19 protein-coding genes are annotated in these 19,111 nt (G+C 70.1%); 2 read left to right on the top strand and 17 right to left on the bottom strand.

The genetic code is table 11. The features are described 5' to 3' along the window. The 5 genes from Q0D75_RS14415 to Q0D75_RS14395 form a co-directional block, all read right to left on the bottom strand. Complete coding sequence (locus Q0D75_RS14415) at window positions 1-1,038, bottom strand: ABC transporter permease (RefSeq protein ID WP_291054716.1); 1,038 nt, start codon at window positions 1,036-1,038, stop codon at window positions 1-3. Next, window positions 1,035-2,627 (bottom strand): sugar ABC transporter ATP-binding protein, encoded by a 1,593-nt coding sequence (locus tag Q0D75_RS14410; protein WP_291054713.1) that lies wholly within the window; start codon window positions 2,625-2,627, stop codon window positions 1,035-1,037. Before Q0D75_RS14410 ends, Q0D75_RS14415 begins: the two co-directional genes overlap by 4 nt. Next, window positions 2,624-3,445: an alpha/beta fold hydrolase gene (locus Q0D75_RS14405; protein WP_291054710.1), complete on the bottom strand. Its 822-nt coding sequence runs from the start codon at window positions 3,443-3,445 to the stop codon at window positions 2,624-2,626. The genes Q0D75_RS14410 and Q0D75_RS14405 overlap by 4 nt, the downstream gene beginning before the upstream one ends. Further along, the gene (locus tag Q0D75_RS14400) at window positions 3,442-4,548 is read right to left on the bottom strand and encodes an LLM class flavin-dependent oxidoreductase (protein WP_291054707.1); all 1,107 of its coding nucleotides are present in this window, start codon (window positions 4,546-4,548) and stop codon (window positions 3,442-3,444) included. The genes Q0D75_RS14405 and Q0D75_RS14400 overlap by 4 nt, the downstream gene beginning before the upstream one ends. Window positions 4,549-4,638: 90 nt before the next feature. After that, complete coding sequence (locus Q0D75_RS14395; RefSeq protein WP_291054704.1) at window positions 4,639-5,622, bottom strand: LysR substrate-binding domain-containing protein; 984 nt, start codon at window positions 5,620-5,622, stop codon at window positions 4,639-4,641. A gap of 59 nt (window positions 5,623-5,681) precedes the next feature. Between Q0D75_RS14395 and Q0D75_RS14390 the strand changes: the two genes are divergently transcribed. Beyond that, on the top strand, window positions 5,682-7,253 hold the full coding sequence (locus Q0D75_RS14390) for an aldehyde dehydrogenase family protein (RefSeq protein ID WP_291054701.1): 1,572 nt from the start codon (window positions 5,682-5,684) through the stop codon (window positions 7,251-7,253). 8 nt (window positions 7,254-7,261) lie between these two features. Here the strand turns inward: Q0D75_RS14390 and Q0D75_RS14385 are convergent, their stop codons facing one another. The 5 genes from Q0D75_RS14385 to Q0D75_RS14365 all read right to left on the bottom strand — a co-directional run bounded on the left by Q0D75_RS14385 (window position 7,262) and on the right by Q0D75_RS14365 (window position 9,743). Further along, window positions 7,262-7,621 carry a hypothetical protein gene (locus tag Q0D75_RS14385; protein WP_291054698.1) on the bottom strand — a complete coding sequence of 120 codons (360 nt, stop codon included), beginning with the start codon at window positions 7,619-7,621 and terminating at the stop codon, window positions 7,262-7,264. A gap of 115 nt (window positions 7,622-7,736) precedes the next feature. Beyond that, the gene (locus tag Q0D75_RS14380; protein ID WP_291054695.1) at window positions 7,737-7,985 is read right to left on the bottom strand and encodes a DUF4287 domain-containing protein; all 249 of its coding nucleotides are present in this window, start codon (window positions 7,983-7,985) and stop codon (window positions 7,737-7,739) included. Between the two features lie 23 nt (window positions 7,986-8,008). After that, window positions 8,009-8,428 carry a RidA family protein gene (locus Q0D75_RS14375; RefSeq protein ID WP_291054692.1) on the bottom strand — a complete coding sequence of 140 codons (420 nt, stop codon included), beginning with the start codon at window positions 8,426-8,428 and terminating at the stop codon, window positions 8,009-8,011. Then, window positions 8,425-9,321 carry an acyl-CoA thioesterase domain-containing protein gene (locus Q0D75_RS14370; RefSeq protein WP_291054689.1) on the bottom strand — a complete coding sequence of 299 codons (897 nt, stop codon included), beginning with the start codon at window positions 9,319-9,321 and terminating at the stop codon, window positions 8,425-8,427. Before Q0D75_RS14370 ends, Q0D75_RS14375 begins: the two co-directional genes overlap by 4 nt. Next, window positions 9,318-9,743, bottom strand: coding sequence for a cupin domain-containing protein (locus tag Q0D75_RS14365; protein WP_291054686.1), 426 nt, complete (start codon window positions 9,741-9,743; stop codon window positions 9,318-9,320). The genes Q0D75_RS14370 and Q0D75_RS14365 overlap by 4 nt, the downstream gene beginning before the upstream one ends. Before the next feature lie 108 nt (window positions 9,744-9,851). On the opposite strand from Q0D75_RS14365, the gene Q0D75_RS14360 reads away from it, so the two are divergent. Beyond that, window positions 9,852-11,435 carry an NAD(P)/FAD-dependent oxidoreductase gene (locus Q0D75_RS14360; RefSeq protein ID WP_291054683.1) on the top strand — a complete coding sequence of 528 codons (1,584 nt, stop codon included), beginning with the start codon at window positions 9,852-9,854 and terminating at the stop codon, window positions 11,433-11,435. Between the two features lie 19 nt (window positions 11,436-11,454). Here the strand turns inward: Q0D75_RS14360 and Q0D75_RS14355 are convergent, their stop codons facing one another. The 7 genes from Q0D75_RS14355 to Q0D75_RS14325 all read right to left on the bottom strand — a co-directional run bounded on the left by Q0D75_RS14355 (window position 11,455) and on the right by Q0D75_RS14325 (window position 18,964). Further along, complete coding sequence (locus Q0D75_RS14355) at window positions 11,455-11,925, bottom strand: PaaI family thioesterase (RefSeq protein WP_291054680.1); 471 nt, start codon at window positions 11,923-11,925, stop codon at window positions 11,455-11,457. Further along, window positions 11,922-14,195: a bifunctional salicylyl-CoA 5-hydroxylase/oxidoreductase gene (locus tag Q0D75_RS14350; RefSeq protein ID WP_291054677.1), complete on the bottom strand. Its 2,274-nt coding sequence runs from the start codon at window positions 14,193-14,195 to the stop codon at window positions 11,922-11,924. Before Q0D75_RS14350 ends, Q0D75_RS14355 begins: the two co-directional genes overlap by 4 nt. A gap of 71 nt (window positions 14,196-14,266) precedes the next feature. Next, a complete protein-coding gene (locus Q0D75_RS14345; protein WP_291054674.1) occupies window positions 14,267-15,355 on the bottom strand; it encodes a branched-chain amino acid ABC transporter permease in 1,089 nt (362 codons plus the stop codon). Continuing rightward, a complete protein-coding gene (locus Q0D75_RS14340) occupies window positions 15,355-16,236 on the bottom strand; it encodes a branched-chain amino acid ABC transporter permease (RefSeq protein WP_291054671.1) in 882 nt (293 codons plus the stop codon). Before Q0D75_RS14340 ends, Q0D75_RS14345 begins: the two co-directional genes overlap by 1 nt. After that, the gene (locus Q0D75_RS14335) at window positions 16,233-16,985 is read right to left on the bottom strand and encodes an ABC transporter ATP-binding protein (protein ID WP_291054668.1); all 753 of its coding nucleotides are present in this window, start codon (window positions 16,983-16,985) and stop codon (window positions 16,233-16,235) included. Before Q0D75_RS14335 ends, Q0D75_RS14340 begins: the two co-directional genes overlap by 4 nt. Beyond that, window positions 16,978-17,766, bottom strand: a complete 789-nt coding sequence (locus Q0D75_RS14330) for an ABC transporter ATP-binding protein (RefSeq protein WP_291054665.1) — start codon at window positions 17,764-17,766, stop codon at window positions 16,978-16,980. Before Q0D75_RS14330 ends, Q0D75_RS14335 begins: the two co-directional genes overlap by 8 nt. Next, window positions 17,759-18,964 carry an ABC transporter substrate-binding protein gene (locus Q0D75_RS14325; protein WP_291054662.1) on the bottom strand — a complete coding sequence of 402 codons (1,206 nt, stop codon included), beginning with the start codon at window positions 18,962-18,964 and terminating at the stop codon, window positions 17,759-17,761. The genes Q0D75_RS14330 and Q0D75_RS14325 overlap by 8 nt, the downstream gene beginning before the upstream one ends. Window positions 18,965-19,111 lie beyond the last annotated feature (147 nt).

Here is a 19,111-nt window from a genome sequence, read left to right as displayed (position 1 = left end):
TCATCGTCCTTTCCGTCCGAATCGCAGCCAGCCGTACTGCCGCGCCACTCCGAGCGCGACGGCGAGGATGAGCACGATTCCGTTGACCGCGCCCCGCCAGAAGGAGGAGACGCTGGTGAGCGTGAGCCCGTTCTGGATGATGCCGAGGAAGAGCACGCCGAGCACCGTGCCGCCGACGCCGCCTTCGCCGCCGGTGTAGGCGGTGCCGCCGATCAGCACGGCGGCGATGACGGTGAGCAGCAGCGTGGCGTCGAAGGTGGGCGCCGCCCCGGCCAGCCGGCCCACCTGCACGAGCGAGGCGAGCGCGGCGGTGAAGCCCACGATCACGTACACGAGCATCGTGGTGAGCCGCACGTTGATGCCGTTCAGCCGGGCCGCCTCGGCGTTCGAGCCGACCGCGTAGATGCCGCGGCCGAACTTCGTGTAGCGCAGCACCACGGCGGTGATGACGATCAGCACGATGTCGAACATCAGGATGAACGGGATGCCGAATGCCTGACCCAGCACGAAGTCGTTCACGAAGGCGAAGCCCGGGAAGTCGAACACGTTGATGGTCTTGCCGTCGTTCAGCAGCAGCGCGATGCTGGCGAACAGGGAGGCCGTGCCGAGGGTGACCACGAGGAACGGGATCCGTGCGTAGCTCGTGAGCACGCCGTTCAGCAGGCCGAACACGAGACCGGCCAGCAGGGTCACGGCGATCGCCGGGAGGGCGTCGGCGCCGCTCTGCAGCATCAGGCCGAAGACCATTCCGGTGGCCGCGCTCGCCGCCACGAGTGAGAGGTCGAGCCCGCCGGCCAGCAGCACGAAGGTGGCGCCGAGGGCGAGCACGAGGGTGACGCTGTTCGCGCCGACCAGGTTGGTGATGTTGCCCCAGGTGAGGAACACCGGCTGGGTGACGGCGAGGATCACGGTGAGGATGACGATGCCGGCGATGGCTCCGGTCGCGGGCCCGGTGGCGGCCGCGATGCGCGACCAGACCGGGCGGCGAGCCGGGGGTGCCGGCTTCTCGTCGATGCGCTCCAGGAGTGTCTCGTTCATCGTGTCCTTCCCGCGCCGCTGACGGCACTGGTGGGGGTGTCGTTGGGTTCGATTGCACCGGTCGAGATGACCGCGGAGGGGTGCTCGTCGGGGCGGGTGCCGCTCACGGCGTACGAGCCGAGCACCTCCTCGGTGAGGTCCGCACCCGCCACCACGGCGCGGATGCCCCCGTGATGGAAGACGGCGACCCGATCCGAGAGCCCGATCAGCTCGGGCAGCTCCGAGGAGATCAGCACGATCGCCGCGCCCTTCTCCGCCAGCCGCTGGATGTAGCCGTAGATCGCGCTCTTCGAGCCGACGTCGACGCCGCGGGTGGGCTCGTTGAGCACGTAGACCGGGCATCCGCGGGCGAAGGTGCGGCCGAGGATGGCCTTCTGCTGGTTGCCGCCCGAGAGCAGCGTGATGCGCTTGTCGAGCGAGGAGGTCTTCACGCCGTAGTCGGTCACCACCTGCGAGACGTCGCGGCGCTCGGCGCCGACCCGCACGAAGCCGAAGCGCGTGATGGTGTCCAGCCACGCCAGACTGATGTTCTCGGCGACGCTGCGGGGTGGCAGCAAGGCCTCCCGGCGACGGTCGTCCGGCACATAGCCGACACCGGCCGCGATGGCGCGGCGGGGGCTGCCGAGGCGAAGCGGCCGGCCGGCCACCCGCACCTCTCCGCGGGCCGGAATGGCTCCGCCGAGAGCCATGGCGAGCTCGGCCTTGCCCGAACCGACGAGGCCGGCCACGCCGAGAACTTCGCCCGCCCGCACCTGGAAACCGACCGGCTTCAGCGCGCCGTCGGCGGTGTGCAGTCGATCGACCTCGAGCACCACTTCGGCGGGGGCGGCCACGCGGCTGCCGTAGTAGTCGAGCAGTTCGCGGCCCACCATCATCCGCACCAGCTCGTGCTCGGCGGTGGAGGGCAGTGGAGCTTCACCGGCGAGCGCACCGTCTCGCAGCACCACGGCCCGCGAGCAGCTGGCGTAGATCTCGGGCATGCGGTGGGTGATCATGAGCACGGCCACCCCGCGGGCGGAGAGCCCGGCGACGATGTCGAGCAGGCGCAGGGTGGCGCCCTCGGAGAGCGAGCTGGTGGCCTCGTCGAGGATGAGAAGGCGGGCACGGGTGGAGATGGCGCGGGCGATCTCCACTTCCTGCTGCAGCTCCACGCTGAGGGAGTCGACACGGCGCTCCACGTCGATGTGCACGCCGAGCTCGGCCAGCACCTCGGCGGCGCGCCGCCGGGTCTCCGGCCAGTCGATGGCACCGCCGCGCCGCGGCAGCCGGCCGAGCAGCACGTTCTCGGCCACCGTGAGGGTGGGGGCGAGCGTGAGCTCCTGGCTGATCAGCACGATGCCGTGCTCGAGGGCGGCGTGCGGGTTGGCGAGCCGGCGCTCCACGCCGTCGACCAGGATGCGGCCGCCGTCGGGCTGGTAGAGGCCGCCGACGATCTTCGAGAGGGTCGACTTGCCGGATCCGTTCTCGCCGGTCAGCGCGAGCACCTCACCGGCGTGGATCTCCAGCGTCACGTCGTCCAGGGCGACGACCCCGGGGAAGCGCTTGACCAGGTTCTCGACCCGGATGAGGGCGGGCTGCGGTGTGGTCACGATCGGCTCCTCTCGGCCAGGAAAGGCAGCACCACGGCGGCGACCTCGGCACTCTTGTGCTCCAGCAGCGGGATGGTGCCGCCTTCGATCACGGCCACCTGCACGGCGGCCGCGTGCTCGAGGGCGTCGGCGACGCGTGCCACGTCGGGCAGTGCGAAGGGATCGTCGGAGGCGCCGATCACGAGGGCCGGTGCGGCCACGAGCCCGATCCGTTCCTCCATGACGTAGCGGGCGCACGCGAGGTGACCCTCGGCGGGCACGACTCCGGGAGCGAGGGCGTCGCGGATGAAACGGTCGAGCAGATCCGGCCGCGACCCCGGGTAATAGGGAGCACGCAGACCCCACAGGGTGGTGAGGTGCGATCCGTCGTCGGCGATGTCGGCCTCGTCGACGCCCGGGCCGTTCGCGTGGGCGGCCCGGTAGGCGGCATCCGTGTAGGCAGGCGACGACAGCACGACGGCCGACACGCGCTCTGGATGCGAGGCGGCCACCTCGATCGCCACGACCGCACCGGTGTGGTGGCCCATCACGGCGAACCGGTCGAGCCCGAGCGCATCGGCGAGCGCCACGACCCCGGCGGCGAACTGCTCGATGCTCTGCGGGCCCTCGGGCTTGGCACTCTGCCCGAAGCCGTACATGTCCATCGCGATGGCGCGGTGCCCGGCGGCAGCGATCAGCGGCATCAGCTCGGCGTACTCGTCGAGCGAGCGCGGCGTCTGGTGCAGCAGCAGCACGGCGGAGCCCTCACCCGCCTCGGCGTAGTGCAGCTGGCCGAGCGCCGTGCGGGCGTAGCCGTACTGCACCGTGCCGGTGGTCATCGCCGGCTCCCGCGCAGGCCGCGGCTCTCCAGCCTCGGCAGCACCTCCTCGACGAAGAACGGCAGCTCGTCGAGGTAGTTCATGAAGCTCAGCGTGATGCCGGCGAACCCGGCGTCGGCGTAGCGCTGGATGAGGGCCGCGATCGTGTCGGGGCTGCCGATCAGCGGCGCGCTGCCGTAGCCCGCGGCGAAGCGGCCGCGGAACGTGCTGAGCATCTCGGGCGTGAAGGTCTTGGCGTGCAGACCCTGCAGGCGCATCGCGTTGTCGATGCCGTCCCAGTCGGCCTGCTCGTCGGCGTAGTAGTGCAGGAACTCCTCGGCCTCGGCGTCGGTGGGCCGGCACACCACATGGGTGAGGGTGATGGCGCCGGTCTCGCGGCCCCGGGCACGGGCATCCGCCGTCACCGACTCGACGATGGGGGCGCCGTCTTCGGGTGCGCCCACGACGGTGAAGACGAAGTCGGCGTTGCGGGCGGCGTACTCGCGGCCCTGCGCCGAGGAGCCGGCGTTCAGCACGGGCGGCAGGCCGCCGTACGCCTTCGGCTTGCCGAGCACGTGCTCGAGCGAGTAGTGCTCGCCGTGCCAGTCGAAGGGCTCGTCGCTCGTCATGGTCTTCTGCACGATGTCCCACCACTCCTGGGCGAGGGCGTAGCGGGCGTCGTGCTCGCTCGGCAGGTCGACGCCGAACATCTCGTACTCGGGCTTGTTCCAGCCGGCCACGATGTTGATGCCCGCGCGGCCGTGGCCGATCTGCGAGTTGGTGGCCAGGGCCTTCGCCGTGACCACGGGGTGGTTGAAGGCGGTGTGCACGGTGGCGAACACGCCGATCTGCTCGGTGACGGCCAGGAGGCCCGCCTGCCAGGAGAGCGGATCGAGGATCTCGCCGTGGAAGTCGGTCTCGCCGCCGTAGCCGATGAACCGGGCGATCGGCAGCAGGAAGTCGATCCCGGCCTGATCGGCCATCACGGCGAGCGCGCGGTTGTCGTCCCACGATCCCGACCACCGATCGGGCGCCTTGGTCATGGCCAGGCCGCCCGGGGAGTTCGCGCTGAACAGTCCGAGCTGGAAGTCGTTCCCCGTGCCACCTGAGCGTAAGTGCTTCATGACACGCAATCTTTACGGCCGATCCGGAAGGTGACTAATGCGTAAACGGGAACACTATGCAGATTAGGCATAGCTCAGCTCGGCGCTATGTCAAGAATGTTTCGAGGATGTTTCCCCACGCTCGGCCGCGTTTCGATCTGATGACATCTCGCTCAGTTCCCGCGCCACCGTCACCACACAGGCGATGAAGTCGGTGATCACCGGATCCTCGACCGCGCCCGCCCGGATGGTGATCCCGATCTCGCGCGGCACCGTGTCGACGGTCACCGAGAGCGGGGCGAGCGCGGGATCGGCGAGCACCAGCGAGCGGGGCAGCACCGCCACCGCGTCGATGCGGCGCAGGATGGGGCGGGTGGCCGTGATGGTCGAGCTCTCGATCAGGTTCCGCGGCTGGCTGAGGCCGTGCACGAGGAAGAGCCCGTCGATCTCGCTGCGGAACACCGAGGAATAGCCCGGCACGATCCACGGCAGGTCCATCAGGTCGGGAACGCCGACGTCGAGCCCGAGCAGCGGATGCTCCTGCCGCACCGCCAGGACGAGCGGATCCTCGTAGAGCCGCAGATACTGGTTCTCGCTGGAGCGTTCGGTGGGGATGCGGCCCACCAGCATGTCGAGCTCGTTGCGGCTGAGCATCGAGCGCAGGGCCGTCTGGTACTCCTCGACCAGCGAGATGGTCACCCAGGAGGCCGTCTCCTTGAAGCGCAGGATCGCCTCCGGCAGAAGCATGTGCACCGTGGCGAGGTTCACGCCCACCCGCACGAGGCCGGTCGAGGCGCCGTGGGCGAAGTCGTCGAGCCGCTCCCCCGCCTGCCGCATCGTGTTCAGCACCGCGGCGGCGTACTCCACGAAGATCTGCCCCTGGGGCGTGGGTTCGACTCCGCGGGGGCCGCGCTCGAACAGAGTCGTGCCGATCGCGGCCTCGAGCTCTTGCAGGCTCCGGGTGACGTAGGGCTGCGTCACGCCGAGGGCTGCGGCCGCGCCGCTCAGGGTGCCGTGCTCGGCCACCGCCTGCACGAGCAGGAAGTGCCGCATCCGCACCCGGCCGTCGAGTAGCCTGCTCACGATCGATGCCATGCGTGCCAGAGTACGGCGTGGCGCGAGTATTCGCTTTTCTTGACGATCGACACCGAGTCATGACAAACTGCCGCGACGAGCACGCCGCCTGCATCGCCCCTGCATCCGAGAAGGAGCACCACACGATGAGCAACGCCCCCGCCGCCACCGCGTTCCACCGCGATGCCTACCGCCCCGCAGCCGACTACGAGAACCTCATCGGCGGCGTCTGGCGGCCCGCGGCGAGCAGTTTCGAGGCCGTCGATCCCAGCATCGGCGAGGCCTGGGCGGTGCTGCCGGAGAGCACGCCGGCCGACGTCGACGACGCCGTGCGCGCCGCGCAGGCCGCCTTCCCGGCGTGGTCGCGCACCTCGGCCGAGCAGCGCCAGCTCGTGCTGCTGGCCATCGCCGACCGCTTCGAGCAGCACGGCGCCTCGTTCGCGCCCCTGCTCGCCACTGAGAACGGCCGCCCCATCCGCGAGGCCTTCGCGGGCGACATCCCCACCGTCTCAGCGATCTTCCGCTTCTTCGCCGGCGTCGTGCGCGCGCACCACGGCGACCAGGTGCCGGTCTCCGACCCGCACTCGCTGGTCTACACCACGCGCGAGGCGCTCGGCGTGATCGCGGTCATCCTGCCCTGGAACTCGCCCCTGATCACGCTCGCCAACAAGCTCGCACCCGTGCTGGCGGCCGGCAACACCGCCGTGGTGAAGCCCTCGGAGTATGCCAGCGCCAGCGTGCTGGAGTTCATGAAGCTGATCGAGGATCTGCTCGAGCCGGGCATGGTCAACATCGTCTGCGGGCACGGGGCCGTCGGGGCCGCACTCTCCTCGCACCTCGACGTGGCGAAGATCACCTTCACTGGCGGGCCTGCCACGGCGCGGCTCATCCTCGGCAACGCCGCTCTCGCACTGACGCCCGCGCTGATGGAGCTGGGCGGCAAGGGCGCCATGATCGTGGCGGAGGACGCCGACCTCGACCGGGCGGTTCAGGACGCTCTGACCGGCATCTACATGGCCAACGGCGAGGCCTGCATCGCCTCGTCACGGCTGCTGCTGCACGAGAAGATCTACGACGACTTCGTGGGGGCCTTCGTGGAGGTGGCCGACCGCATCCGTCTGGGCGATGCGCTCGACCCGTCGACCGAGCTCGGCCCGCTCGTCTCGTCGAAGCAGCTCTCCCTCGTCCAGGGGCACCTCGCGACCGCGCGGGAAGACGGCATCGGCTTCCTCACCAGCGGCGCAGCACCGGAGGGCCCGGGCTACTTCCAGGCACCCGTGATGCTCGCCGACGACGCGGGCGCCTCCCGCATCGCCCGCAACGAGGTGTTCGGCCCGGTCACCGTGGCCGAGCGCTTCAGCGACTACGACGACGCCGTGCGGCGCGCCAACAGCACCCGCTACGGCCTGGCAACGGGCATCTGGACGCGGGATCTCGCGCGGGCGCACCTGGTGGCCCGGGAGCTGCGCAGCGGCATGGTCTGGGTGAACAAGTGGTTCGACCTCCCGGCGGGCATGCCCATGGGCGGCGTCGGCGACAGCGGTTTCGGCCGCGAGACCGCCGCCCAGACCCTCGACGAGTACTCCACCACGAAGGCCGTCAACATCGACCTCGACAAGCCCCGCCCGCCCCTGTGGGGCGCCGCCGCCTGAGCCTTACGTCAGGCCGGCCGGATGACGACGGATGCGCCCGGGCCGCCCAGAGACGGCGTTCCCCGCGGCGCCCCGAGCCCGTGCACCCGCACCAGGCCGAGCTCGTGCACCGAGGCACCCACCCACCGTTCGAGCTGATCGTGGGGCTTCCGGAGCATCCACAGCGCCGACGGCACGTCGCCCGACAGCAGCAGGGCGTATCCGCCCACCTCCGAGCGCTGCAGACTCCTCGAATCCAGCCCCTCGTGGATCAGGGTCTCGAGTTCTTCGCGTTCGTCGTAGCCGATCCGGAGCACCGAGCGCACGATGCCGCGCACGTCGTCGCTGACCAGCGAGATCTCCTCGCTGCGCGATCCGGTCACCCGCATGCCGCCCGTGATGCGGTCGGTGGTCGGGCGTCACCCCGGGGCAGCACGCTGCGCACGAGGCGCTCCCACTCAGCGTCGTCCATCAGCCCGGTCGCCCCTCCTCGGATCAGCCGGGTCAGGCGGGGAGGTTCGCCTTGACGTAGGCCACGATCGCATTGGCGTGGCCGTGGCCCAGGCCGTGCTCGGTCTTGAGCCAGGTGACGACGTCCATGTGCCGTTCGGTGTCGAGCCGGTCGGCCACGAGGTCGAGCCACTCCTGCATCGGGCGGCCGTAGGTCTTCTCGATGCTGGGGAAGTACGACGCCGGCCCCTTCACCTTCTCGCCCTCAGGAATCGTCGGTGCGGTCACCCGATGTTCTGACATGGCGACATGCTAACGCAGCGAGGTCAGGCGGCGGGGGTGGAGGAGCCGATCACGGCGACGCCCTTGATCTCGATCAGGGCTTCGGGCTGCCAGAGGGCCGTGGTGCCGATGCCCGCCATCGCGGGGTAGTCGGATCCGGCGAGCTCGCGCCAGATGCGGCCGATCTCCCGGCCGTGCGCCTGGTAGTCGGGGATGTCGGTGAGGTAGATGGTGACGTCGACGAGGTCGGATGGCACGCCTCCGGCGTGCTCAAGCGTGGCGAGCACGTTCGAGAACGCCTGCCGGAACTGCTCCACGATGCCGCCGGACACGATCGCCCCGTCGGCACCCATCGCGGTCTGGCCGCCGAGGTACACCGTCTGGCCCACCTTGGTGCCGTGCGCGAAACCGGAGGGCTTGGAGAGGCTCGGCGGGTTGATGGTCTGCTTGGTCGGCTGCGTCATGATGATGCTCCAGTCGGGGCGGATGAAGGAAGGCGGATCATGCCCTCTTGGGCGACGGAGGCCAGCAGGCGCCCGTCGGCGGAGAAGAACGAGCCGTGCACGAGCGCGCGGGCGCTCTGCAGCGACTGCAGCTGCTGCGCGTAGAGCACCCACTCGTCGGCGCGGCCGTCGCGGTGGAACCACATCGCGTGGTCCAGGCTCGCGGTCGAGAGCCCGGCCGCGGCCCACGGGGTCGAGGTGGCGCGCAGGGCGCTCTCGAGGATCGTGTAGTCGCATACGTAGGCCAGCGCCGTGCGGTGCAGATCGGCGTCGTCGGGCAGGGCGTCGAACGCCTTCACCCACACGGCCTGGTGCGGCACCGCGACACCCTGCACGTCGAAGTAGACGGGCGAGGGGACGTGCCGCATGTCGAAGCTGCGGCCGGATGCCCAGTACGCGGCGGCAGGACCGGCGACGCCGGCGACCGACTCGGCCGACGACGGCAGGGACTCCGGTTCGGGCAGGTCCGTCGGCATCGCGATCTGGAGGTCGGGCCCCTCTTCCGGCACCTGGAAGGTGACGGTCGCGATGAACGCGGACTTGCCGTTCTGCCGCCCGGTCACGGTGCGTGTGGAATATCCCCGACCGTCCCGAACGCAGTCGACCTCGTATGCGACCTCGCTCGACACGTCGACCGGCCGCAGGAAGTGCCCGTGGAACGAGTTCACCCGGCGGTCGGCCGTGGAGGTGCGGATGGCGGCGGCGAGCGCCTGGGCCACCATGTCGCCGCCGTAGGCCTTGGGCCACGGCACGTACTGCGTCTGCGCGGTGAAGACGTCGTCACCGGCCGAGGTCAGGTCGACGGCGGCGAGGAACGGCGCCGAGGTGGGTGCGAGTTCGGGTGCGGAACTCATGCCCGGCGGTAGCCCTCGAGCGTCGAGTCGTCGACGTCGTCGAGGTTCACCACGATGTTGTCGGGCGTTCGGGTGGTGAGCCAGACGAGTTCTTCGGTGGTGGACATGTTCGCCTCGACGTGCGGCATGAACGGCGGCACGAACACCCAGTCGCCCTCGCTCATGTCGAGCCACTCCGAGTAGTCGTCGCCGAAGTAGATGCGGGCGCTGCCGCGCAGCACGTAGCCGCCGGTCTCGGCCTCGCCGTGGTGGTGCGGGAACGACCGGTAGCCCGGCTCGTTGCTGACCTGGCCGAACCAGATCTTGGTGGCGGGGGTGTGCTGGATGCTCACTCCGGAGACGCGAACGGCTCCCCCGGACTGGCCGGTCTCGGTGTGCTCCTCACCGCGACGGGTGACGACGGGGACGATTTCTGCTGACATGGCAACCTCCACCGGCAAACTACCACCGGAGCGCCCAAATCACACACTTTTATTCCGTTCGTAACATGAACGTGCCATTTTCGAGCGGATGCCCGGTATCGTTCAACCATGGAGCGCACAGTCGACGCCGTCATCATCGGATCCGGAATCAACGCGATGGTCGCCGCGGCCGAGCTCGGCAAGGCCGGGTGGTCGGTGGCCCTGGTGGAGAAGAATCCCGAGATCGGCGGCTTCATCGCCTCGGGCGAGCTCACCGAACCCGGCTTCGTGCACGACACCTATTCGTCGTGGCATCCGCTGTTCGTCTCGGGCGCCGCCTACGCCGCCCTCGGCCCCGACCTGCACGCGCAGGGTCTGGAGTACTGCAACACCGACGGTGCGCTCACCGGCAGCATCGCGCCCGACGGACGCTCCGCTGTGGCGTACCGCGACCCGGTGGCCACCGCCGCCGCCTTCGAGCACGCCTCCGACCGCACGAACTACGCCCTCATGCTCGACCAGATGGGATCGCGCGCGCCCGTGGTGTTCGGTGCGCTCGGCTCCGAGCTGCGCACGACGGCCGCGGTCGGTCTCGCCGCGAAGGCCCTACGCGCCTTCAAGCTCAAGGGCAGCGAGTCGCTCGCGCGCGACGCCCTGATGAGCGGCCGCTCCTTCGCCCGTGAGCGCTTCAAGGGCGAGGAGGCCGACCGCCTCTGGGCGCCCTGGCTGCTGCACGCCGGCCTCTCCCCCGACAGCGCCACCGGCGGCATGATGTTCGCCATCATGGCCCTCTCGATGCACGGTTTCGGCCTGCCGGTGGTCAAGGGCGGGGCCGGGAATTTCGTCACGGCGTTCCGCGGGGTGCTCGAGGCCAACGGGGTCGAGATCGTCACCGGAACGAGCGTCGAGAAGATCATCGTGACCGACGGCCGGGCCACCGGTGTGGAGACGAGCTCGGGCCGCATCCTGGCCCGCCGCGCCGTGCTCGCCGGCACCACGCCCGGCGCACTGTTCCGCGAGCTGCTTCCCGCTGCCGCAGTGCCCCCGCGCACCCGCAGCGAGGCCGCCCGCTACCGCTACGGCCGTGCCGCGATGCAGCTGCACCTGGCGCTCGACGCCCCGCTGACCTTCACGGATTCCCGCCTCGACGAAGCCCCGCTCGTGCACGTCAGCGACGGCTCCGGATCGACCGGGGTCGCCTGCGCCCAGGCCGAGGCCGGTCTGCTGCCGAGCGCTCCCACCGTGGTGATCGGCCGCCAGCACCTGCTCGACCCCACCCGGGTGCCCGAGGGCAAGGGCTCGCTCTGGCTGCAGCTGCAGGAGGTCCCGTTCGAGGTTCGGGGCGATGCATCCGGAACCATCGCGGGCGCCGACGGCGGCTGGTCTCCGGATGTGATGCGCGCGTACGTCGACCGCGTGCTCGACCGCGTGCAGTCGGTGGCGCCCGGCCTCCGCGACTCGATCCTGGCGACCGAGGTCATCACCCCGCAGGACCTGAACGCCTACAACCCGAATGCGGTCGCGGGCGATCCGTACGCCGGCTCTGCCGAGATCGACCAGAACCTGCTCTGGCGCCCGCTCCCCTCGGCCGGCTCGCACAAGACCGCCGTGCCGGGCGTGTGGCACCTCGGCGCCTCCTCGCACCCCGGCCCCGGCCTCGGTGCGGGCTCCGGCCACCTCGTGGCCACCGCCCTGCTCAAGTCCCGCCGCTGAGCCGGCTCAGGCGGGGCGGTCAGGCGGGGCGGTCGCGCACGGCGATGACCATGCGGGTGACCGCGTAGCGCACGGTGCCGGACTCGTCGCCGATGGTGACGTCCCACACCCAGGTGCTGCGGCCGCGGTGCAACGCCTCGGCACGCGCCACGAGCACTCCGGGCACGGGCGCCGAACGTAGGAAGTTGGTGCTGTTCGACATCCCGAAGCCGATCCGGCCGGAGGGGCCGACGGCGTGGTTGGTGCCCTCCGAGGCGATCGCCTCGGCGATGGCGCAGTAGACGCCGCCGTGCACCACACCGGTGGGCTGGGAGTGGTGCGCCGAGGTCTCGAGCCGGGCTTCGGCCACACCGTCGCCGAGCGACACGATCTCGAGACCGTAGAACCGGTCGAAGGGCGAGACCGTCACAACATCCGAGGCACCGGTGGTGCCTGACGCACCGGATGCACCGGCGGCGGCATCCGCCTCGCCCGCAGCCGCACCGGTCACGGCGTCTGCGCCCGCCGCCGGGCCCGCAGCCCCGACTTGTACTGCTTGGGCACCGTCTTGTCGCGGTAGCCCAGATCCAGCGCGGCGTTCAGCGTCCAGTACGGGTCGACCAGATGCGGCCTCGCCAGCAGCGCCAGATCGGCGCGCCCGGCCACCAGGATCGTGTTCACGTCGTCGATCGACGACACCGCGCCCACGGTCATGGTCGGGATGCCCGCCTCCATCCGGATGCGGTCGGCGAACGGGGTCTGGTAGAGCCGACCGTAGTTGGGCTTGGCCTCGGTGCTGGTCTGCCCGGTGGAGACGTCGATGATGTCGCAGCCGTGCTCCTTGAGCACCCGGGACAGCTCCACGGCGTCGTCGCCGGAGAAACCGCCGTCGACCCAGTCGGTGGCGCTGATCCGCACGCTGATCGGCTTGTCGGCCGGCCACACGGCCCGCACCGCGTCGAACACCTCGATCGCGAAGCGGCTGCGGCCCGCGGCGTCGCCGCCGTACCCGTCGGTGCGCTTGTTCGACAACGGCGAGAGGAAGCTCGACACCAGGTACCCGTGCGCGAAGTGCAGCTCGAGGATGTCGAACCCGGCCCGCGCACCTCGCTCGGCGGCGCGCACGTGCTCCTGCACGATCTCCGCGATCTCGGCCTCGGTGAGCTCGTGCGGCACCTGCCCGTCGGCGAGGTACGGGATGGCCGACGGCCCGACGATCGGCCAGTTGCCCTCGTCGAGCGCCTCGTCGATGCCCTCCCACATCAGCTTGGTGCTTCCCTTGCGGCCGGAATGCCCGATCTGCAGCCCGATGGCGGCCGAGCTGTTGCCGTGCACGAAGTCGACGACCCGGGCCCAGGCCTGCTCCTGCTCGTCGTCCCAGATGCCGGGGCAGCCGGGCGTGATGCGGCCCTCGGGCGACACGCAGGTCATCTCGGTGAACACGAGCCCTGCGCCGCCCACGGCCCGCGAGCCGAGGTGCACCAGATGCCAGTCGGTGGGCATGCCGTCGACGGCCGAGTACTGCGCCGTGGGCGACACCACGACCCGGTTCTTCAGCTCGAGGCCCCGCAGCGTGAACGGGTAGAACATCGGCGGGGTTCCGGATGGCGCGCCGGTGCCGCGCTCGGCCTGGTCGGCCGCGAACCAGTCGTCGACGCGGGCCATGTAGAGCGGATCGCGCACCCGCAGGTTGTCGTAGGTGATGCGCTGGCTGCGGGTGAGCAGCTGGAACACGAACTGCGCGGGCGGCAGATCGGTGTAGCGGTGGATGCTCTCGAACCACTCCAGGCTCGTCATCGCCGAGCGGCGCAGCGAGGCCGCGACCGGCCGGCGGATGCCTTCGTAGCGGGCCAGCGCCGCCTCGACGGTCGACTCGGCGGCGATCGCCCCCACCAGCGCCACCGCATCCTCGAGCGCCTGCTTGGTGCCGGAGCCGATGGAGAAGTGGGCGGTGTGCGCGGCGTCGCCGATGATCACGACGTTGCCGGTGTGCCAGTGCTCGTTCGTGACGTCTCGGAAGTTCAGCCAGTTCGAATTGTTGCCCTGCAGCGCGTGGCCCTGCAGGTAGTCGGCGAAGATCTCCTCGCAGAACTTCAGCGCCTTCTCGTCGGTCTGGCCTGGCACGCGTTCGGAGGCGTCGAGGCCGGCCCGGTGCCAGGTCTCGGGATCCGTCTCCACGAGGAACGTCGATCCGTTCTCGCCATAGGGGTAGATGTGCGCCCAGAACAGGCCGTACGGGGTGTCGACGAACACGAAGGTGAAGCAGTCGATCGGGCGGTCGGTGCCGAACCAGGCGTACTTGAAGGGGCGCACCTCCACCTTCTCGCCGAACTCCGCCGCGTAGGTCTCGCGGGTGCGGCTGTTGACGCCGTCGGAGGCGATCACGAGGTCGTGCGTCTCCCGCAGGTCTTCGGCGAGCGGCGCCACGGTGTCGTGCCGCATCGTCACGCCGAGCTCGGCGGCCCGCTCGGCCAGCACCATCAGCAGGTCTTTGCGAGCCAGAGCCGCGAAGGCGTGCCCGTCGCTGCGCTCCGTGAAGCCGCGGAAGTCGACGTCCATCGCGCTCCACTTGCGCCACAGCTTCTCGATCCGCTCGAAGCTCACCGGGTCGGCCAGCCGCAGCCCGTCGAGCGTCTCCTCCGAGAACACCACACCGAAGCCGAAGGTCTCGTCGACGGCGTTGCGCTCGTAGACGGTCACCTCGTGGGCGGGATCGGCGAGCTTGAGCAGGATGGCGCTGTACAGGCCGCCCGGGCCTCCACCGATGCAGGCGATTTTCATCGTGTGTGCTTTCCGTTCCGTCGGGTGCAGCAAGGTCTGAACTAGATATTACTCTTACTTTACGTTCGTCATCACTTACGAATGACTGATTTCGGGGAAAGATCCAGCGTGAGGCGCGGCCGGAGCGGCCACCGGGCCTCCCGCCCGCCGGTCAGGCCGCCGGGGCGCAGGATCAGCACCACGATCAGCACCAGGCCCACGATGATCAGCCGGCTGCCCGAGGGCAGCGACACGATCACGCCGCCGAACTGCATCCCCGACTCCAGCAGGCCCAGCACGTGATTGAGCACCGACACCACGATCACGCCCACCACGGCGCCCCAGAGCGAGAACATGCCGCCGATCACGAGCATCGCGATGGTGGTGAAGGTGAAGTCGAGATTGAACTGCGAGGCCTGCACCACGCGGTTGGTCTGCGCCCAGAGCGCCCCGCCCACGGCCGCGACCGCGCCGGAGACCGTGAAGGCGATGATCCGGTGCTTCGTCACATCGATGCCCGAGGCGGGCGCCGCGGTGATGTCGTCGCGGGAGGCCCGCAGGAACCGGGCGCTGCGTGACCGGCCGTAGGCCCAGGCGGCCACCACCATGAGCAGGGCGATCACGAGCACGGCCTGCAGGTCGAGGGTCTGCGGGATGCCCACCATCGACTGCCCCGACTTCGGGCCGAGGGCCGTGGAGTACGTCAGCACCTGCACCACCAGCATGAGCAGCGCGAAGGTGGCGATGCCCGCCTCGAGACCGTGCAGGCGCATCAGCGCAGCGCCGGCGATCAGGCCCAGGATGCCGCCGACGACCGCCGCCACCACGACCGCCACCAGCGGAGGCAGCGAGGCGTCGCGGAGCACGGGCAGCAGCCCGGGCATGATCGAGTCCTTCATCTCCACCGGGATGGTGAGCAGCGACATCGTCCAGGCGCCGACTGCCACGAAGGCGAGGTGCCCGAACGACAGCACGCCGCTGTTGCTGACGAAGATCGACAGCCCCACCACGATCACGAGGTTCACGAGCATGTAGCCGAGATCGACGCGGGCAGACGAGGAGACGCCGCTCGCGATCGCGGTGACGAGGTAGAGCAGGCCCAGCGGGGCGACGAGGGTCCAGACGTCGCCGATCCATTCCGGAACGGGAACGAGGCCCGGGTTCTTACGATCGCGACGCATCAGGTGCGCACCTTTCCGGCGCCTGCGGAGAACAGGCCGTTCGGCCGCAGCACGAGCACGGCGATGACGAGGAGGTAGACGAAGGCCGTGCGGAAGGGGTTGATCTCCGGCGGCAGCCAGCTGGTGAGCAGCGACAGCGCCACGCCCACCACGAAGCCGCCGACGACGGCTCCGCGCAGATTGCGCAGCCCACCGATGACGGCGCCGATCAGCCCGAACAGCGTGGGCTGCACACCGAACGAGGGCCCGACGGTGCCCGACTGCACGGTCAGCACGAACGCCACGGCCGCGGCGATGAAGCCGCTGATGGCGAAGGTGACGGCGATCACGAGGCCCGAGCGCACGCCCAGCAGGCGCGCGATCCGGAAGTCGGCCGAGGCCGCCTGCACCTGCAGGCCGATGCTCGTGCGGGTCAGGAAGAGCTGAACCCCCACCAGCAGCAGCACGGCGAGCACGATCGTGACGACCGAGAGCAGGTTGAGCCGCACGGCCCCGAGGTCGATCGAGGTCGAGAGCCCGCCGGCCACGGATGCCGAGAGCACGTTGGCGCCGAAGACGCCTTCGTAGATGCGCTGCAGCAGGATGCTGAGGCCGAAGCTCGCGATCAGCAGCGTGGCCGATGACTGGGAGCGCAGCCAGGTGAACACGGCGTAGTTCATGGCGAGCGCCACGGCGACGCCCACCAGGGCCGCGCCCAAAACGGCGAGCACCGGGTTCATCGGCCAGACGATGACGAGCGTGTAGGCCGAGGCGGTGATGATCTCGCCGTAGGCGAAGTTGGCCAGCCGCAGCACGCCGAAGACGAGCCCGATGCCGAGGGCGGCGAGCGCGTAGACGGCGCCGGCGGAGGTGGCGTCGATGAGAGCCTGCAAGAAGTTCATGATCCGAGGTAGGCCTTCGCGAGGAGTTCGGCGTCGGTGGCGTCGGCGGGGCCGAGGGTCATCGTGATCCTGCCTTCGCCGAGGACATGGGTGCGGGCGGCCGCGGCCACCGTCTGCTGGGCGCGCTGCTCGACCAGCAGCACGGCCGTGCCCGAGCGCTGCACCGCGGTGATGGCGTCGAAGACGGTGTCGATGGCGGTGGGCGAGAGGCCGAGCGAGGGCTCGTCGAGCACCAGCAGGCGAGGCTCGGAGAGCAGGGCGCGCGCGATGGCGAGCTGCTGCTGCTGGCCGCCCGAGAGCAGCCCGGCCTGCCGGCCGAGGAACTCGCGCAGGATGGGGAACAGTTCGAGCACCCACTCGCGGGTGGCCTCCAGCCCCTGCTTGCCACGGCGGGCCACTTCGCCCAGGCGCAGGTTGTCGCGCACGGTGAGCCCGCCGAAGATGTGGTGGCCCTCGGGCACGAGAGCGAAGCCGGAGCGGGCGATCTGTTCGGGCTTGCGACCGAGCAGCGGTGTGCCGTCGAAGGTCAGCGTGGTCGCCTTGGCGCGCACGGCGCCCGCCAGCGCGAGCAGCGTGGAGGACTTGCCGGCGCCGTTCGGGCCGATGATACCCACGAGCTCGCCCGGACCGACCTGGAACGAGACGCCCGCCACCGCGGTGACGCCGCCATACGCGACGGTGAGATCCTTCACCTCGAGGATCGGGTTCTGACCGGATGAGGCCTCCGGCGTGCTGCTGCGCTCAGGCATCGTCGCCTCCCGCGATGGTGGCCGCCATGCTGCCGAGGTACGACTCGGCCAGGCGGGGATCGGTGCGCACGGTCTCGGGCGGGCCGTCGACCACGTTCGCGCCCGCGGCGAGCACGTGGATGTGGTCGCAGGCGCCGAAGATCAGGCGCATGTTGTGGTCGATCAGCAGCACGCCGACACCGAGGTCGTCGACCACTGCGCGGATGGCGCTCTTGAACAGCTCCATCTCGCCGTCGTTGAGGCCGGCGGCCGGCTCGTCCAGCAGCAGGTGGCTCGGGCGGGTGGCGAGCGCGCGGGCCACGCCCAGGCGTCGCTCGACGCCGTGCGGCAGGTGCTCGGCGCTCTCGCCGGCGTGCTCGAGCAGGTCGAAGCGGTCGAGGATCTCGATCGCCTCCCGCCGTGCGGCGCGCGATCCGCGGCCCACCCCGAGCGCACCCAGCTGCACGTTCTCGAGGATGGTCTGCCCCTTGAAGATGTGGCCGTGCTGGAAGGTGCGCGCCACGCCCCGGCGGGTGCGCCGGTACGAGCGCTCCCGGGTGCGGTCGACGCCGCCGAGCAGCACGCGCCCCTCATCCGGCCGGTCGTACCCGCTCAGGATGTTGACCAGCGTCGACTTGCCGGCGCCGTTGGGCCCGATCAGCCCGGTGATCCGCCCGGCGGGAACGGTGAGGTGCACGTCGTTCAGGGCCTTGACCCCGGCGAAGTGCCGGGAGATCCCCTCCGCCGCCAGGACTGCTGACGGCGGAGAGGATTCACCCTGCACGGTGGGGTGGTCAGTCAACGAAGACGACCTTCTCGGGCGCCCGCTCCTCGAGGAAGGCGAGCTTTCCGTCGGTGATCTGCATCACGCGCTGGGGGCGCTCGACATTGATGTGCAGTTCGTCGGTGAAGCTGGTCGGCCCCACCAGGAGGTCCTGACCGTCGAAGGCGAGGAAGGCGTCGGCCAGGGCCTTGCCGTCCCAGGATCCGGTGGTCTCATGAGCGGCGACGAGGGCCTGCACCGTGGAGGTGCCGGTCACGAAGCTGCCCACGCTCGGGCGCTCGCCGTACTCGGCCTCGTAGCCGTCGGCCAGCTCGTTGACGGCCGCATCCGGGTCGTCGCCCATGATCGAGGAGTAGGTGACGGTGTAGTAGTCGCTCAGCCCGGGAACCGAGTCGAGCCAGAAGGTGCCGTCCATGCCGAAGCCGGAGACGATCGGTGCGGTCACGCCGTTGTCGCGCAGGTCTTTGGCCGCCTGGGCACCGCCCGGGCTGTACCCGCAGTTGAACACCACGTCGGGCGCAGTGCCCGCGGTGATCTGCGAGACGGTCTCGACGATCGACTCGCCCTGCACGTAGTCGTAGGTGCCGACGGTGGTGCCGCCGAGCTCCTCGAAGCGCTTCTGCGCCACGTCGCACTGGCCGACGGTGTACTTGATCGAGGTGTCGGTGAGGAAGACCGCGTTCTTCCAGCCCTTGCTGTTCGCGAACTCGGCCATCACCGACGACTCGCCGGGCGTGCCGTTGCCCATCGAGAAGCCGAGCTCCAGGCCGCCGGCCGGGCCGTAGATGGTGTCGCCCACGCAGGGGGCGATGTTCACGATGCCCGCGGCCTCCGCCACGAGCGAGGCGGGGCTCGCCACGTCGTAGTCGCAGGTGACCACGATCACGTCGGCGCCGGCGTCGATGACCTGCTGGGCCGCCGAGGCGTACTTGTCGAGGTCGGATCCGGTGTCGACGATGTTCAGCTCGATCGGGGCGCCGTCGATGCCGCCGGCGGCGTTCACCTCGTCGACCTCCATCTTGATGGTGTTCAGGGCGGGGATGTCGAAGGGCGACATGAAGCCGGTCTCGGCCATCACGACGCCGATGGTGAGGCCGGCGGCGCCCTCGGTGGATCCGCCCGAGGTGGATTCGGGAGCGGCGGTGCTGACACAGCCGGCCAGGAACAGGGAGGCGGCGACGACGGCGACCGCTCCGGTGCGTGCGATGGGTTTCATGGAAGGCCTCCAGTAGGGATGCGATGCGTGCGGACTGGCGATGCGGGTGATGCGTCGATGACTGCGGATGCTGTGCGATCTGGACACTCAAGCTACGGTGCTTTCGTTTCCAAAGAATTACAACGACATGACGATCGTTAGTTGAGG

Origin of the sequence: Herbiconiux sp., assembly GCF_023264855.1 — a bacterium.
GTDB lineage: Bacteria > Actinomycetota > Actinomycetes > Actinomycetales > Microbacteriaceae > Herbiconiux.
The sequence above is the reverse complement of the archived record's forward strand: the minus strand, read 5'-3'. Positions and strand labels throughout refer to the sequence as shown.